Source organism: Streptomyces sp. rh34 (assembly GCF_002551245.1).
Classification (GTDB): Bacteria; Actinomycetota; Actinomycetes; order Streptomycetales; family Streptomycetaceae; genus Streptomyces.
In genome coordinates this window covers 1-289 of record NZ_NTGZ01000629.1, presented here as the reverse complement: position 1 = coordinate 289, position 289 = coordinate 1, and the positions used below count along the sequence as shown (strand labels likewise).

At 68.9% G+C, this 289-nt stretch carries 1 pseudogene; it reads right to left on the bottom strand.

Annotated features, from left to right (window positions below):
* Positions 1–289: pseudogene (locus CR470_RS38555) on the bottom strand (coagulation factor 5/8 type domain-containing protein); the annotation flags it as partial.

Genomic DNA, 289 nt, shown 5'->3' with positions numbered 1-289 from the left:
CGTTGGTCCAGCCGCCGACGGAGCTGTCGCGGGTGTACCACTGCTGCTGGGAGTACGGGCCGACCTGGCCGTCGATCTTGCTGTCGGCGATGTAGCCGCCGCTGGCCCAGCCGTAGCCGTCGGGTGCGAGGTTCAGTCCGCCCCTGACGTGCATCCGGCGGAACGGTGCCGCTTGTGAGACCGCCCAGCGGTTGGTGCCGCTGACCGGGTTCAGGGTCAGGTTCTCCGCCGAACGCCAGAAGTTCTGCGTCGCGTTCCCGTCGAACCAGCCCGCGTCCACGGTCACATC